Raw genomic sequence first — 14,657 nt, forward strand, 5'->3', positions numbered from 1 at the left:
GGCCTCAGGCTTGCGGTCGGATCCGGCAATGCGGACGCGGCGCGCCGGCATAACTCGTGCCGCGCACGCGCAGCAGTGCACCATCCATCGGGCCGTCCGCCGACAGGCGTCCGCTGTCGCTGATGGAGGTGACGTACAGGTCGGCCAGCCCGTCCCCGCCAAAACACAGCGACGCCGGATGCGCGACCGGCAGGTCGATGCGCACATCCAGCTTTCCATCGCGGTCGAACCTGGCAATGGCGCCGGCATGCACCAACGCCGTCCATAACCCGCCGTCGCGGTCGAAACAGCAGCCGTCGGGCGCCGACCCCAGCGCGTCCGTATCGACGAAGACGTCGCGTTCCGACAATCTGCCCTGCGCGTCCATGCGGTAGCGGTAGATCTTGCGCACCGAACTGTCGCACACGTAAAAGTGCGTGCCATCCGGATGCAGGGCCGGCCCGTTGACCACCCCCAGCTCCGCGTCGATGCGGTCAAGGCGGCCGGCGGGATCCAGGCGGTACAGGCCGCCCAACGGCGGCTCCCCGGCCTCGCGGTAGATATGCATGGTCCCCGCCACGAAGCTGCCGTCCGGCAGGGGCGTACCGTCGTTCAACCGCAGGTTCGGGTGGCTGTCCTCGATACTGGCCAGCATCCGCAGGTTGCCGTTCGCCGGCCAAAAGCGCGCAAACGACTCCTTCAGCGCCACCACCAGCTCGTCCTCGCCGTTGAACGCAAAGGAACCCAGCGGCGCAGGCAACTGCCAGCGTTGCACGCTGCCAGAGTCGGGGTTCACGGCCAGGATCAGCCCCTTGCGGCAATCCGCCATCCACAGCAGCCCGCGCGCCGCATCCCAGACCGGACATTCGCCCAGGGCTGCGCGCAGCGTCCCGATTTGTTCAATCAGCATCTTCCGCCTCGCTCCTTATTAGCCGGCTTTCCGCCGACTTTTTCCCCATGGTATCGGCTTGGCGTGGGCCGGAATATGCGGCATTCCTGCAGAACACAACCACCGTTTTTGGCGTAGATCGCGCAGGAGCCCCTACCTAAAATCAAAAAAAAGTCCGGCGCCGCCCGGCACGGACTGCGGACAAGACAGGTCGATCCGACCCGAGGAGACTTCCATGCAGCACGCCCACGGCGCCCGGCGCCCCACTGTCCATGCCCAGTCGAACGAGGTGCGCGCATGAGCGACACCCCCGTCAAGTTCGAAGTCAACGAGGGCGTTGCCCTGGTCACCCTGAACAACGCGCCGGTCAACGCGCTGAACCGCAACATGCGGCGGCGCATCGTGGCGATCTTCGACGAGATCTCCGAGCGCGAGGACATCCGCTGCGCGGTGCTGACCGGCAACGGCACGGTGTTCTGCGCGGGCGCCGACCTGAAGGACCGCCCCGACGCCGACATTGCCGGCGACTTTCTGGAACACAACCGCATCACCCGCGAGACCGGCAACGCCATCAAGGAGTGCGCCAAGCCAGTCATCGCCGCCGTCAACGGCGCGGCGCTGGGCGCCGGCCTTGGGCTCATGGCTGCCTGCGACATCATGTATGCGTCCGATAACGCCACGTTCGGCATGCCCGAGATCAACGTCGGCCTGGCCGGCGGCGCTTCCATGCTGCGTACGCTGTTCGGGCGCTCGACACTGCGCCGCATGTTCTACACAGGACAGCGTTTGACCGCGCACGACCTGCTGCGCCGCAACGTGCTGGAAGACGTGCTGCCCCCCGATCAGCTGCTGCCCGCCGCGTTGGCGCTGGCGCACGAAATCGCCGCCAAGGCGCCGCTCGCCGTGCTGTACGCCAAGCGCGCGGCCAACATGGTGGACCTGATGCCGCAGCGCGACGCCTATCGCTTCGAGCAGGACTTCACGATGGCGCTGGCCAAGACCGAAGACGCGCGCGAGGCCCGCATGGCGTTCCTGGAAAAGCGCCAGCCGCAATTCAAGGGGCGTTGAGCATGACGCAGCAGAATCAACGCCCCGGTGCGGGGCTGGCGCCCTTTTTCCAGGCGTCGGGCATCGCCGTGATTGGCGCCTCCGATGAGGTCACCAAGATCGGCGGCCGCCCCGTCCACATGCTGATCAAGCATGGCTACCGCGGCGCCGTGTACCCCATCAACCCCAAGGGCGGCACCATCCAGGGGCTGCCGGCCTACACATCGGTGAAAGACACGCCGGCAGCGCCGGAACTCGCCATCCTGGCCGTGCCCGCCGCCGCCACGCCTGCCGCGCTGCGCGACTGCGGCGCGCGCGGCGTGAAGGCGGCCATCGTCCTGTCGGCCGGCTTCACCGAGGCCGGTCCGCAAGGCGCGGCGCTACAGTCCGAACTGGTGGCGATCGCTCGCGAACACGGCATGCGCGTCCTGGGCCCGAACTGCCTGGGCACCGTCAACGTCGCCGAGCGCCTGATCGGCTCTTTTTCGATCGCGCTGGAAGAGAACATGCCGCCGGTCGGCCACGTAGGCATCGTGTCGCAGTCCGGCAACGTGGGCAGCCACACCATGCAGAGCGTCGCCCGGCGCGGCATGGGCGTCAGCCGCTTCATCGCGACCGGCAACGAGGCGGATGTGGACGCCGCCGACGGCATTGCCGCGCTGGCCGAGGATCCGGACACGCGCATCATCCTGTGCTGCATGGAAACTTGCCGGAATGCCGGAAAGCTCATCGACGCGTTGCGCCTTGCGCGCGGCAAGGGCAAGCCCGTCATCATCCTGAAGATCGGTTCCACGGAAAAAGGCCAGGCGGCCGCCGCCTCGCACACGGGCGCCCTTACTGGCTCGGACGCGGTGATCGACGCGGTCTTCCGCCGGCACGGCGTGCTGCGCGTGCGCTCTGTGGAAGCGTTGATCGACATCGGACACGCGGCCTCGCTGCTCATGCCCGACCGCCTGCCGGCCAACGACGCGGTCACGCTCGTTGCCGCGTCCGGCGGCTTCGGCATCATGATGGCCGACGCCATGAGCGACGCCGGCCTTGCGCTGCCCGCGCTCGCACCCGACACCCAGCGGCGCATCCTGGAAGCCGTGCCCACGGCCAGCACCGGCAATCCGGTGGACGCGTCCGCCCAGATGTCCAGCCGCCCCGACATTCTGCTAAAGATGCTGACGGCCCTGCTGGACGATCCGTCGGCCAGTTCGCTGGCGCTGTTCATGTCGCTGTCGCTCTACAACACCCGGCTGCGCGGCATCTATCTGGAAGCGCTGGCCCGGGTGCGCACCAGCCATCCAGACCGCCTGCTGATGGTCATCAGCCAGGGCCCCGCCGACGCCGTCGAGCAGATCAACGCACTGGGCATTCCGGTGTTCTCCAGCATCGACGCCGCGGCGACGGGGCTGTCGGGCCTGGTGAAGCTGGGCAAGCTGCGCGCGGCCGCTTACGCCGACACGGCGCTGCCCGCCGCCGAACCCGTCGATCCCGCGGTGTTCCGCAACGAATTCCACGCCAAGCAGGCGCTGGGCAACGCCGGCATCGACGTGCCGCGCGAATTCATCGCCCGCAGTGCCGACGACGCGGTGCGCGCGGCCGACGCCATCGGCTACCCCGTCGTGCTCAAGATCGCCTCCGAAGACGTCGCGCACAAGACGGAAGCCGGCGGTGTGCTGCTCAACGTGGCCGATGCCGACGCCGTGCGCGACGCCCACGCCCGCATCCTGGCCAACGTCGCGCACCATGCGCCCGGCGCCCGCATCGATGGCGTCCTGGTCGCGCCGATGGTCGCGGGCGGCACCGAACTGATCGCCGGCGTGTCGCAAGACCCCGTCTTCGGCCCCATCGTCATGGTCGGCATGGGCGGCATCTACGCCGAGGTGCTGAAGGACGTGGCCGTGCAGGCCGCGCCCGTGACAGAGGACGAGGCCGCGGAAATGATCCGCTCGCTCAAGATGTTTGCCATCCTGGACGGCGCGCGGGGCCAGCCCAAGGCCGACATCGCCGCCGCCGCGCGTAGCGTGGCGCGCCTGTCGGCGTTTGCGTACCGCCATCGCGACGACGTCGCCGAGATCGACATGAACCCCATTCTGGTCCGGCCGCAGGGCCAAGGCGTGGTCGTCCTGGACGCGCTGATGATCCCGCGCGCCGCGCCCGCCCATTGAGGACAGCCATGCAATTCGAACAACTTGCCACGGTCCCTGACCCGAGCGCAGGCCCCGAGGTCTACCGCCAGCATGCGCGCACCTGGCTGCGCGCCAACCTGCCAGATTTCATGCGCGCCGACAGCCCGGACTGGCGCGCGCCCACGCTTGCCGAGAGCAGCGCCTGGGAGGCCGCGATGTATCAGGCCGGACTCGCCGGCATGACGTGGCCCAAGGCCTACGGCGGCCACGGGTTGACGCTGCGCGAGCACCTGGCGGTGAACAAGGAGATCGGCGCGCTGCCCATGCCGGAAAGCGTCAGCTCGATCGGCAAGGAACTGGCTGGGCCAATCATCATGGCCGTCGGCACCGAGCAACAGAAGCAGGAATTCCTGCCCGCGATTCTGGCGATGCGGCAGTACTGGTGCCAGGGATTTTCGGAACCGGACGCCGGCTCGGATCTGGCACGGCTGCGCACCAAGGCCGTGCAGGAAGGCGACACGTGGCGCATCAACGGGCAGAAGATCTGGACCAGCGGCGCGGCCAAGGCGCATTACTGCCTGCTGCTGACGCGCACCGGCACCGTGGCCGACAAACATCGCGGCCTGCTGATGTTCGCCGTGCCGATGGACACGCCGGGCATCCGCGTCGTTCCCATCAAGTCCATCGACGGCAAGGAATCCTTTGCCGAGGTGTTCTTCGACGACGTGGTGGTTCCCGACAGTGCACGCCTGGGCGCGCCGGACGAAGGCTGGAACGCCGCCATCCGCGTGCTGTCCATCGAGCGCGCCACCAACCGCATGTATCGCCCGTGGCGCTTCGAGTGCGAATTGCGCCAGCTCATTGCGGCCTGCAAGTCCGATGCGCAACTGGCGTCCGCGCTCGACGACGGCTATGTCCAGCGCCGCGTCGGCGATCTGGTCAGCGAAATCGACGGATTGAAGGGTCTGGTCGAACTCACGGTGGCGCGCATGCTGCGTGGCGAGACCATCGGCGCCCGCGGATCGCTGACCAAACTTTATTGGTCGGAATGCCACCAGGCCTTTGCCGGCCTGGCGCTGTCTCTGCTGTCGCAGGTCGGCCCGCACTCCAGTCCCCTGGCGCGCCGCGCCCAGAAGGCCTTTACCACCGCCTACCTCTTCTCGCGCGCCGAGACGATCTACGCCGGCACCACCGAAGTGCAGCTGGACGTCATCGCGCAGCGCGTCATGAATCTGCCCAAGGACCTGACATGAGCCACGAAGAACTTCGGCCCGAGGAATTCGCGCAGGCCGCCGAAGCCGCGATCACCGACGCCCTGTCCCGCCCGGATGCCGGCGCCATGGCCCAGGTGCTGGCGCAGGCCGGCCTGACCGGCGTGATGGCAGCCGAGGAAGACGGCGGGCTGGGCCTCTCACTCGATTTCGCGCTGCCGATCGCGCACGCCGCCGGACGCCTGCGCCTGCCGCTGCCGCTGCCCGAACAGATCCTGCTTGCCAGCGCACTGGCCGGCACGCCGCAGGCCGCCGCGCTGGCCGCCGGCGAGCGCCTGGCCGGCATCGCGTGGCAAGGCAGCCTGCAGTCGGGCCATGCCCGTCTGGACAATGGCCCGGCGGACTGGGTGCTGGTGGCTGACGGCGAGGGCGCCGCGCTGCTCGATGCCAGCGCCCTGCCCCGCGACGAACAGGCGGCGCTCGATCCCGATCATCCGCAAGCCTGGATCGCGCTGGACGGCGCGCCCGTGCTGGCGCGCCTGGACGCTCGGGCCTGGGACGCGCTCCAGCGCAAGGCCCATCTGCTGCTTGCCGAGTTCGCCAACGGCGCCGCCGAAGGCGCCCTGCAGGCCGCGGCCGAGTACATGGCGACCCGCGTGCAGTTCGGCCGCCCCCTGTCGGCCAAGCAGGCCGTGCGCCACCTCCTGGCCCGCATGCGGCTGCTGCAGGACGTGTCCAGCGCCGCGATCCGCCGCGCCACGCAAGCCGACGAATACGGCGCGCCGCGCGAGACGCAGCCCGCGCTGGCCGGCGCGCTCGCCAACGCGGCTTTCGTCATCGAGAAAGCCATCCACCTGCACGGCGGCATGGGCTTCACGTGGGAACTGCCCCTGCATCGCGCCTTGCGCGCGGTGCGCAAGCTGGACGGCGCCTTCGCGGGTCTGGCCAGCGGCAACGGCCGCGCATTCATCCAATCGGTATAGGAAGACACCATGGCACAAGATCTCGCCGGGCGCGTCGCGCTCGTCACCGGCGCGGGCGCCGGCATCGGCCGGGCCACCGCGCGCCTGCTCGCCGCGCGCGGCGCCACGGTCGGCGTCAACGACCTCAAGCAGGAGCTGGTGGACGAGGCCGTCGCCGGCATCACCGCCGACGGCGGCAAGGCCTTCCCCGTCGTGCAGAACGTCGCCACGCGTGAAGGTATCGGCGAAGCGGTGCGACAGACCGCCGAACAGGGCTCGCGCCTGGACATCCTGGTCAACAACGCGGCCTGGGTCCGCTATCAGAGCGTGCTGGAGATTCAGCCCGATACGCTGGAACGCATGCTGGACATCGGTTTCAAGGCCGTGATCTGGGGCATCCAGGCCGCCGCCGAGGTAATGGACCCCGAACGCGGCGGCGCCATTGTCAACGTGGCGTCAACCGCGGCGCTCAAGTCCGCCCCCAGTTCGATGGTGTACTCCGGCATCAAATCAGGCGTGCTGGGCGTGACGCGCGCGGCGGCCGCCGAACTGGGCGCGCGCCGCATCCGGGTGAACGCCGTGTGCCCGTCAGCGGTGCCCACCGAAGGCACGCAGCGCAACCGCAACGCCGAGCGCGACGCGCGGCGCGTCGCAAGCACGCCGATGGGCCGCCTGGGCACGGTGGACGACATCGCCGACGCCATCGTGTTCCTGGCCAGCGACGAGGCGCGCTTCATCACCGCGCAGGCGCTGGTGGTCGACGGCGGCATCACGTTCACGACGCTCTGATGGACACCGTCCTGCTCACCGGCGCGGCCAGCGGCATCGGCCGGGCGACGGCCCGCCGGCTGGCCGCTGCGGGCCATCGCTGCGTGCTGGTCGATCGCAACGCGCCGGCGTTGCACGCGCTGCAGGCGGAACTGCCCGCCCTCGCAGGCGACGACCATCTTGCCTGCGTGACGGACCTGACCGATGCCGGGCAGATAGCGGCGCTGGCGGACGGCATGCCGCGACTGGACGCCATCATCAACAACGCGGGCATGACGGACAGCAGTAATCGTCCCACCGTCGACCAGACGGACGAGGACTGGCAGCGGCTGCTGGACCTGAACCTGCACGCGCCTGCGCGCGTGGTCAGCGCCCTGCGCGGTTGCCTCGCCGCGGGCGCGCGTGTCGTCAACGTGGCCTCGGGCGCGGGGCTGCGCGCCATCCCATGGCGCGGCGGCTACAGCCCCAGCAAAGCCGGCCTGATCGCGCAAAGCCGCGCGCTGGCGCAGGCCGACCCCGGACTTTGCGTCACCGTGCTGTGCCCGGGATATGTGCAAACGGAACTGGTGGACGGCCTGATCGCATCCGGCCGCCTGGACCCCGCGCGCGCGGTCGCCAAGATTCCGCTGGGCCGGCTGGCAGATCCCGACGAGATCGCCTGCGCGCTGGTCTTTGCAGCGGGTGCGCAGGCCAAGCCCCTGGCAGGCAGTCTGCTGTGCGTGGATGGCGGCTCGTCGGTGTACGGCGGCAGCCAGACCTATGCGCCGACCGCGACCGAAAACCGTATTCAAATCGACGCGCCCCTGTCGCTGACCGTGCGTGGCGATTGGCCCTCGCTGTGTGACGACGCCGCAGCCGGCGGCTATCCCGCCGTGCTGGATGCCACGGTGCTGTCCAGCCCGCCGGGGCAACGCCTGGCGGCCGTGCTGAATGCCGCGCGCCGCTTCGACCTGGACGGACCCGCCAGCCTCACGCTACTGCTGCCCGGCGGCGAGGGTCTGGCGTGGGAGCATGCCGGGGATCACGCGGCGGCGCGGATGCTCGTGGCCTCGCTGGCCTGCGAATGGGGCCCCGCGGCGCGCCGCATCAACGCTGTGCAGGTTGCGCCGGGCGCCGCGCCCGAGGCGCTGGCGCCGCTGCTGCGCTTCGTCGCGGGCGCGCAGGCGCAATACCTCACGGGTCAGGTGCTATGCAGCCAATAAGCGATCTGGACGAGATCAAGGCGCGCTTCATCGCCGCGCGCGGCTATTGGCGGCCGTGGACGGACGCGATGCTGCGCGCCAATCCGGGGTTTCTCGCGCACTATGCCGACTACGCGGGCCATCCCGCCAGCACGGGTCCGCTGTCGCCGCGCATGGTCGAACTGATCTATGTGGCGCTGGACGCATCGGCCACGCATCTTTACGAAGCGGGACTTGCCACCCATCTGCGCATGGCGCGCGAGGCCGGCGCGACGGATGCCGACGTCTTCGACGTGCTGCATCTGGTGACCCTGCAGGGGTTGAGCGCGGTCCTTCTGGCCGCCGACCTGCTGCATGAGGCCGCACCGCTACCTGCGCTAGACGCGCAGGATCCCTTGCGCGCCCGCATCGCCGCGCTGTGGCCGGAACAGGCGCCCAGCCTGTTGCGGCTGGCGGCGCAGGACCGGGGCTATGTCGCCGTCCTGCTCGACTTCCTGGAAGGCGGCGCGCCGGCCGGCGGTCTGTCGCAGACGGAACGTTTGCTGATTCGCATCGCCTTGCACGCGTGCTTCACGCAGGGCGACATGGCAAACACGCGCGCGTGCATCGGTGAAGGGCTCGCACGAGGCCTGTCGCGCAGCGAGATCCTGCAAGCCATTCAACTGGGCGCCCATCTGGCCGTGCATGGCGCGGCGCTGGGCGCGACCGTCCACGCGCGTCTGCAAGACACCGGCGCGTCCCGCTGAAACGCGGACGCGCCGCGTTCACACGTGCAGCTGGTCCAGCACCGACCACCCGGCCCGCGCCTCAATGACCTCGCCGGCCGCCAGGCACAGGTCTTCGCGAAAGCGCCCGGCGACCAACTGCACCCCAACCGGCACGCCCTCGGCGCGGCCAACGGGTACGGAGAGTCCCGGCAATCCCAGGATCGCCGTTGAAATCAACGGGCTCTGCGCCCGAAGGATGTCCGCCATCACGTCCGCGCCCTGCTGATCCCGATCCACCGGAAATGGCAGCGCGAAAGACACGGGCATCAACAGGACCGGATAGCGCTCAAAGAAGCGGCCCCACTCGCGCAGGATCGTCGTGCGCATCGCCATCGCCTGAATGAAGCCGTCCTTGTCCCGGCGGGGCGTGTGCGCAAGCATGCTTTGGTACGCGTTCTGGATGGCGCGGTCGCCGGCGCGTTCGATCTCGCGCTGCATGGACCCGGCGGCTTCGTTCATCAGCACGTCCAGCCACAGCGCGGCCGCGGTGTCGAACTGCGGCGGCTCGGCAACCTCGACGAAGTAGCCCGCGTCCTGCAGCCAGCCGGCGGCGCGCTGCAGCGCGTCGGTGACTGCAGCGTCGGCCTTGTGCTGCGCCGTGCCCGCAAACAGCGCGACACGACGGCTGCCGTTCAAGTCAGGAAATTCCAGTGGCGCCGGCACCCACCAGGGATCGCGGGCGTCGCCGCCCGACATTGCCGCCAGCCCCAAGCGCAGATCCGCCACGGTGCGCGCCAGCGGGCCTTGCGTGGCCGCCATCTGAGAGGCTACCGGGCGCTCGGCGCGCTGGGTCGCGTTATACGCGGGCACCCGGCCCTGCGAGGGCCGCAGCCCTGCCACGCCGCACGCATACGCGGGATAGCGGATGGAGCCGCCCTGGTCGCTGCCATGCGCAAGCGGCCCGACGCCCAGCGCGGCCGCCACCGCCGCCCCGCCGCTGGAGCCGCCCGGCGTTCGCGCCACATCGAATGGATTGACGGTGCGGCCGTGCAGATCGTTGTCGCTGAACCAACGCCAGGAAAACGCCGGGACGTTCGTGCGTCCGATGACGATCGCCCCCGCGCGAAGCCAGTTGTCGACCGCCGGATTGTTTTCCTGCGCGATGAGGTCCCGGTAGGCCGTCACGCCGTTGGTCGTGGCCGTGCCCGCCAGATCCGCGTTGGCCTTGATCGTGACCGGCACGCCATGCAACGCGCCCAACTCCTGCTTGCCGTGCACCGCCGCGTCGGCCGCATCCGCGGCGCGCAGCGCCTGCTCAGCATAGGTCTCGGTCAGCGGGTTGAAGGCTGGATTGACGACTTGGGCGCGGTCCAGGCAGCTTTGCACCGCCTCCCGGCTGGATACTTCACCGTTGCGGATGGCGCGGGCCAGGTCGAGCGCGTTCCAGCGCCAGAGTGCGTTAGTCATGTTGTCTCCCTATTCTGAAATACCGGATGTGCAGGAACCGCTGCGCGGCACGCGTTCTGCCCGCCCCATCCTGTGACGCGCGCTCAATCGGCGGACGCGCCGGATTGCTTCACCATCGCCGCCCAGCGCGGAATCTCGGCGGCGATCAGGCTGGCGAACTGCTCGGGCGTGGACGGCGTGGCGTCGACGGACAGGGTTTCGTTCTGCTTCTGCACCGCGGGGTCCAGCAGCGCCTTGGCGACTGCGGCATTCAGCTTATCGATCACCGGCTTGGGCACACCCGCCGGCGTGACGATGCCACCCCACGACACCACCTCGAACCCCTTCAAGCCCGACTCGTCGAGCGTCGGCACGTCCGGCAGCACGGGCACGCGTTTCAAGCTGGTGGCGCCCAGCACCTTGACCTGCCCCGAGCGAATGAAGGGCAGAACGCCGGCGACGTTGTCGATCATCACGTCAAGCTGCCCGCCCGCCAGATCCACAACCGCCTGCTGGCCGCTCTTGTACGGCACGTGCAACATGGTGGTGCCGGTCTCGCTCTTGAGCATTTCGCCCGCCAGGTGGGCGCTGGAACCGACCCCCAGCGATCCCACGCTGACCTTGCCGGGATTCTTCTTCGCATACGCGGCCAGCTCCTGCACATTGCTGGCCGGCAGGCCGTTGCGGGCGATCAGCACCAGCGCGTTGCTGATGGCCAGACTGACGGGCGCCAGGCTGCGCTGCGGGTCGTAGGGCAGCTTGGCGTACATGCTTTTGTTGATCGCCAGCGTGACGATGTTGCCGAAGCCGATGGTGTAGCCGTCGGGCGGCGCCGACGCCAGGGCCTGCGTGCCGACGATGCCGCCCGCCCCGCCCCGGTTTTCCACGATGACCGGCTGCCCCAGTTCGCGGCCCAGCGCGTCGGCAATCGGGCGCAGCACCACGTCGGGACCGGAGCCCGCGGCATACGGGACGATGAGCTTGATCGGCCGTTCCGGCCAATCGGCACGGGCGGCGCCGGCAGCGGTGGCGGCCACAAGGACAAGAAACAAGGAAACGGCACGGCGGGCAAAGATCGGCATGGCATTCTCCTGAAGCGCTTTTCGGGCCAGGCCTCTCGGTCTTGCCGGGCCTGATCGACGATCAGCTTAGGGATGGTCCGCGCTGCCCGTAAGGCTATATTTTTGTTAAGGTGACCACCCCAGGTTGTCAGCCGGAAAGCCGTCATGAAGGACCATCAATTGCGGGCGTGGCTGAAGGTCGCCGAACTGCGCAGCATTCGCGCCGCCGCGCGCAGCCTGCACCTGAGCCAGGCCGCCGTGACCAAGGCCATCAAGGAACTCGAAACCGAACTGGACGCGCCGCTCCTGACGCGCAGCCCCAAGGGCATCGCCGTCACCGAATGCGGCGAACACCTGACGGTGCGGGCCCGCCTGGCGCAGGCGCAGCTCGCACTGGCGCGCCAGGACATCCGCCAATTGCTCAGCGGTGCGCAGGCGCGGGTGGCGGTCGGCGTGACACCCATGGTCATGCTCAGCGTGCTGCCCGACGTGCTGACCGAATTCCGGGCCAGCATGCCGGCCGCGAAGGTCAAGGTCTCGGAAGGCCTGCTGGCCTCGGTGCAGCCGGCCCTGCGCAACGGCGCGCTGGATTTTGCGCTGGCCTCGCGCATGAACGACGGCGCTGGCGGCCAGGAATTTGAATTCGAAGAACTGCGCCCGCTGGAATTCATGATTGCCTGCCGCAAGGGCCATCCGCTGGCGCGCGCGCGGCACTGGGAAGACATCCGCGGCAGCGAATGGCTGCTCAACGTCTCGGGCGGCAGCCATACCGAAGCCTTCCTGCGCGGCCTGCGCGCGCACGGCCTGCCCGAGCCCGCCCGCGTGATCGAATGCGACACCTTCGGCGTCATGTGGAGCCTCATGACCCGCAGCGACGCGCTCATCATCTGCCCGTCTAGCATGCTCGACATCAAACCCTATGGCGACGAGGCCCGGCGCATCCGCGCGGACGTGCCGATGCCGGTCGCCAGCATCGGCATCATGACGCTGCAGGGCACGCCGCTATCGCTGGCGGCCGCCACGATGGCGGATATGTTCCGGCGGCGCGTGGCGGCAATGGCGTAAGGCGGATGGCCGGTATGCCGTGAAGCGCATCGCCGCGACGCGTGGAGGTGCATCACCCCCGGCGCATCACCCGCGGCGCGTCAATGCGCGGGGGCGATCAGCGCCGCACCACCAAGCGAATCGCAACCGCCGACACGGCCACCAATCCGGCAAGCCAGAGGAACGCGTCAACCATTCCCACCGCATGCGCGGCGTAGCCGAGCACCGCCGGACCCAGCAGCACGCCTAGATAGCCCAGCATGCTGGCCGCCGCAATGGCCTGCGACGGCGGCATGGCAGTCTGGCGTCCCGCCAGCGAAAACAGGATCGGCACCACATTGCCGGCGGCAAGCCCCGCAAAGGCGATGGCGGGATACACGACCGCCAGGTTGCTGCTCCACGCGGCCAGCGCCAGACCGACCGCCGTAATCAGAAACCCCGCGATCAGCACGACGCGCTCACCCGCCCGCGCCACGAATCGATCGCCCACAAAGCGGATCAACGTCATGGCGCACGCAAAGACCGAGTACCCGGCGCCGGCAAACCGCTGGTCCACGCCCTTCTCGCGCGACAACAGCAGCGCGCTCCAATCCAGCATGGCACCCTCGGCCAGGAAGATCACCATCGCCAGCAGGCCGATGCCCACCACAATGCCGCGCGGCACGATCAGCAACGGCGCCTTTTTTGCCTGCGGCAAGGTGAGGAAGCCGGGTGCGGCCAGCAGCACGCAGAGCGCGATGACGAGGCTGGCTGCGATGGTGGCGGCCGCCGCGCTGGCGCCGATGGCAATAATTGCCGTCATTGCCGCTGCGCCCACAAGACCCCCGATGCTGTACAGCCCATGAAAGCCCGACATCAGCGGCTGCCGGGCAATCCGCTGGACCTCGGTGCCATGCACGTTGGCCGCCACGTCGATGGCGCCGGTGGCCGCGCCGAAGATCAGCAGGCACAGGCCCAGTGTGAACGCGGTCGACGCGATCGCCATCAAGGGCAGCACGGCGGCCAGCGTGAGCCCAGCCGTCACGATCAGCGCCTTGCAACCCACGCGCCCCACCAGCGCGCCCGCCCCTGGCATTCCGATCACGGCGCCCAGGCCCAGGCACAGCAGCACGGAACCCAGCGTGGCCGCGTCGGCGCCCAGCCGCTGCTGCGCAAACGGCACCAGCGGCGCCCATGACGACAAGGCGAAGCCTGCGATGAACAGCGACAACTGCGTGGCGCGCTTGGGCGCCCGCAGCGACGCGGCTTGGCCCTGGACGGCCGGTGGCCTGCCCGGGGCGTGAATGTCAGCCTGCTGCAAAACGAACTCCTGATATGAACCGCATGAACGCCTGGTCGAAAGGGACGCAGCCAAGCGTTTGGGAAACGGTCCAAGTTATCAGGAGCGCGTGGCGGGTTCTGTCTATACTTGGCCGACTTATGTCTAAAATCCGCCAACCTACCGCCGCCGAGCCTCTTGGCGAAATGCCTGACCCCGACCTCGCCACCGCGCCGGTCGTAGGGCTGATGGAGGAATGGATGCCGGCCGACCAGGCGCCGCACGTCCATCGCCGTCATCAATTGCTGTGCGCGGCCAGCGGCGTGATCCACGTCACCACCAGCGTCGGCGAATGGGTGCTACCCGCCACCCGCGCCATCTGGATCGGCAGCGGCACCCTGCATTCCACGCTGGTCAGGCGGCCGGTGCACACGCGCGTGCTGTACATCGACCCCGAGGTCTATCCCATGCCCGACGGCGCGCAATGCCGCGTCGTGGCGGTGAGCGCCCTGATGCGCGAGGTGATCGCCAGCTGTGCGGCTGCGCCCTGGGACTATCCGGCTAACTCGCCCGAAGCGCGGCTGGCCAGCGTGCTCATCGACCAGGTGCGCGCAACGGACCACACCTCGGTCGACCTGCCCTATCCCACCGACACCCGCGCGCTGCGCCTGGCGAACCTGCTTCGCGCCGACCCCGCCAACCGCCAGCCGCTGGCCGCCCTTGCCCGCCAAGTGGGATCCAGCCCCCGCACCATCGAGCGCCTGTTCCAGACGGAGGCCGGCCTGTCATTCGGCCGATGGCGCCAGCGCCAGCGGCTGCTCACCGCGCTGGAACAGCTTGCCTACGGGGAAAGCGTCACGAACGTGGCGCTCGACGTGGGGTATGAATCCGCGTCCAGCTTCGTCGCTGCATTCAAGGCGGTGTTCGGCACGACGCCGGCGCGGTATTTCAAGTCCTGATCACTGCCGTGTGCGTGGTCATCCCTTC

13 protein-coding genes are annotated in these 14,657 nt (G+C 69.1%); 9 read left to right on the top strand and 4 right to left on the bottom strand.

The annotated features are described in order from the left end of the window. Positions 1-4: 4 nt before the first annotated feature. Entirely contained in the window at positions 5-889 is an 885-nt protein-coding gene (locus AC6CIE_RS20490; protein WP_498093656.1) for an SMP-30/gluconolactonase/LRE family protein, read from the bottom strand. Positions 890-1,165: 276 nt separating this feature from the next. Here AC6CIE_RS20490 and AC6CIE_RS20495 point away from each other — a divergent pair, with 276 nt between their 5' ends. The 7 genes from AC6CIE_RS20495 to AC6CIE_RS20525 are packed head-to-tail and all read left to right on the top strand — an operon-like array spanning position 1,166 to position 8,900. Further along, positions 1,166-1,936, top strand: coding sequence for an enoyl-CoA hydratase/isomerase family protein (locus AC6CIE_RS20495; RefSeq protein WP_175137893.1), 771 nt, complete (start codon positions 1,166-1,168; stop codon positions 1,934-1,936). Between the two features lie 2 nt (positions 1,937-1,938). Further along, positions 1,939-4,071, top strand: a complete 2,133-nt coding sequence (locus AC6CIE_RS20500) for an acetate--CoA ligase family protein (RefSeq protein ID WP_498093658.1) — start codon at positions 1,939-1,941, stop codon at positions 4,069-4,071. Between the two features lie 8 nt (positions 4,072-4,079). Further along, the gene (locus tag AC6CIE_RS20505; protein ID WP_498093660.1) at positions 4,080-5,285 is read left to right on the top strand and encodes an acyl-CoA dehydrogenase family protein; all 1,206 of its coding nucleotides are present in this window, start codon (positions 4,080-4,082) and stop codon (positions 5,283-5,285) included. Continuing rightward, positions 5,282-6,226: an acyl-CoA dehydrogenase family protein gene (locus AC6CIE_RS20510; RefSeq protein ID WP_498093662.1), complete on the top strand. Its 945-nt coding sequence runs from the start codon at positions 5,282-5,284 to the stop codon at positions 6,224-6,226. Before AC6CIE_RS20505 ends, AC6CIE_RS20510 begins: the two co-directional genes overlap by 4 nt. A 9-nt stretch (positions 6,227-6,235) precedes the next feature. Further along, positions 6,236-6,994 carry an SDR family NAD(P)-dependent oxidoreductase gene (locus tag AC6CIE_RS20515; RefSeq protein ID WP_498093664.1) on the top strand — a complete coding sequence of 253 codons (759 nt, stop codon included), beginning with the start codon at positions 6,236-6,238 and terminating at the stop codon, positions 6,992-6,994. After that, positions 6,994-8,175 (top strand): SDR family oxidoreductase, encoded by a 1,182-nt coding sequence (locus AC6CIE_RS20520; protein ID WP_498093666.1) that lies wholly within the window; start codon positions 6,994-6,996, stop codon positions 8,173-8,175. The genes AC6CIE_RS20515 and AC6CIE_RS20520 overlap by 1 nt, the downstream gene beginning before the upstream one ends. After that, positions 8,163-8,900 (top strand): carboxymuconolactone decarboxylase family protein, encoded by a 738-nt coding sequence (locus tag AC6CIE_RS20525; RefSeq protein WP_367353245.1) that lies wholly within the window; start codon positions 8,163-8,165, stop codon positions 8,898-8,900. The genes AC6CIE_RS20520 and AC6CIE_RS20525 overlap by 13 nt, the downstream gene beginning before the upstream one ends. Positions 8,901-8,918: 18 nt before the next feature. Here the strand turns inward: AC6CIE_RS20525 and AC6CIE_RS20530 are convergent, their stop codons facing one another. Both AC6CIE_RS20530 and AC6CIE_RS20535 read right to left on the bottom strand, forming a co-directional pair. Next, positions 8,919-10,328, bottom strand: a complete 1,410-nt coding sequence (locus tag AC6CIE_RS20530; RefSeq protein ID WP_498093668.1) for an amidase family protein — start codon at positions 10,326-10,328, stop codon at positions 8,919-8,921. A gap of 83 nt (positions 10,329-10,411) precedes the next feature. Then, positions 10,412-11,389: a Bug family tripartite tricarboxylate transporter substrate binding protein gene (locus AC6CIE_RS20535; RefSeq protein ID WP_498093670.1), complete on the bottom strand. Its 978-nt coding sequence runs from the start codon at positions 11,387-11,389 to the stop codon at positions 10,412-10,414. A 144-nt stretch (positions 11,390-11,533) separates the two neighbouring features. Between AC6CIE_RS20535 and AC6CIE_RS20540 the strand changes: the two genes are divergently transcribed. Further along, positions 11,534-12,433, top strand: a complete 900-nt coding sequence (locus tag AC6CIE_RS20540; RefSeq protein ID WP_498093672.1) for a LysR substrate-binding domain-containing protein — start codon at positions 11,534-11,536, stop codon at positions 12,431-12,433. Positions 12,434-12,530: 97 nt separating this feature from the next. Here AC6CIE_RS20540 and AC6CIE_RS20545 read toward each other — a convergent pair whose 3' ends face one another. Next, the gene (locus AC6CIE_RS20545; RefSeq protein ID WP_498093674.1) at positions 12,531-13,712 is read right to left on the bottom strand and encodes an MFS transporter; all 1,182 of its coding nucleotides are present in this window, start codon (positions 13,710-13,712) and stop codon (positions 12,531-12,533) included. Positions 13,713-13,876: 164 nt separating this feature from the next. Between AC6CIE_RS20545 and AC6CIE_RS20550 the strand changes: the two genes are divergently transcribed. After that, positions 13,877-14,629, top strand: a complete 753-nt coding sequence (locus tag AC6CIE_RS20550) for an AraC family transcriptional regulator (RefSeq protein WP_498093676.1) — start codon at positions 13,877-13,879, stop codon at positions 14,627-14,629. Positions 14,630-14,657: the final 28 nt, after the last annotated feature.

It is taken from the genome of Achromobacter sp. GQ309, assembly GCF_059759315.1.